This is a genomic window from Streptomyces sp. NPDC048248, assembly GCF_043201875.1.
GTDB lineage: Bacteria > Actinomycetota > Actinomycetes > Streptomycetales > Streptomycetaceae > Streptomyces.
Window position 1 is genome coordinate 1 of record NZ_JBICZL010000054.1, and the last position, 1,078, is coordinate 1,078.

Below are 1,078 nucleotides of genomic sequence, written 5' to 3' on the forward strand. Positions count from 1 at the left end.
TGTATTGACCTGGAGCGTTGTTAACTCGGCTGACGGGTGGCTGGCCGCCGAGTGCGGTGTGGCTTCGGTGGTGGTTGTAGGTGTGGAGGAAGTCTGCCAGGGCCTGGGTCCGCTCGGTGGTTGAGCGGTAGGGCCGCTGGTAGGCCCATTCGTCGAGCAGGGTGCGGTTGAAGCGTTCGACTTTGCCGTTTGTCTGAGGCCGGTAGGGCCGGATGCGCTTGTGGGTGACGCCGGCCGTGTTCAGGGCATGTGTGAAATGCCGGGACTTGTAGCAGGCCCCGTTGTCGGTCAGCACCCGCTCGACGGTGATGCCGTGGCTGGTGAAGAAGGTGTGGGCGCGCTGCCAGAAGGCGGTGGCGGTCTCCTTGCGCTCGTTGGGCAGGACTTCGCTGTAGGCCAGGCGGGAGTGGTCGTCGACGGCGGAGTGGATGTAGCTGTAGCCGATGACCGGCTTGCAGCTGTGGCGGGCGGTGGTGGTGGCCTGGCGGTTGCGGTCGCCGGCTGTTCTGCCGACCGTCCGCCAGCCCCCGCCGTCAGGAATGTTGCCCAGCTTCTTGATGTCGACGTGGACCAGTTCGCCCGGCCGGGACCGCTCGTAGCGGCGGATGGGTTCGCCGGTGGGCCGGTCCAGCCAGGCCAGGCGGTTCAGACCATGGCGGGCAAGGATGCGGTGCACGGTGGAGGCCGGCAGGGCGAGGATCGGACCGATCCTCGCCGGCCCCAGTTTGCGGTCCTGCCTCAGCGCGCATACACGGGCTTCGACGTCACGCGCCGTGCGGTGCGGGGACCTACGCGGTCGGCTGGAGCGGTCCTGCAGGCCCGCGTCGCCCTCCGCCCGCCACCGGCGTATCCACTTGTGGGCTGTCGGCCGCGATATCCCCATTTCGGCGGCGACGTGGGCCACGGGCCTTCCGGAGCGGACACGTTCGACCAGCAGCCTCCTGCCGAACACGGTCAGCCGGGCATTACGGTGGGACACGAAGACCTCCGTGCGGTGAAGCGTAGACACCTCCACCACACCGGAGGTCTTCGCCATGATCAAGACCCACGACTGTTAACAACGCTCGTGATCAATACA

General features: G+C 67.3%; 1 protein-coding gene. It reads right to left on the bottom strand.

Features of this window, described 5'->3' with window-relative positions:
- Window positions 1–979, bottom strand: a 979-nt coding sequence (locus tag ACGFZW_RS38905; protein WP_393898066.1) for an IS481 family transposase, incomplete at its 3' end; no start/stop codon positions are given.
- Window positions 980–1,078: the final 99 nt, after the last annotated feature.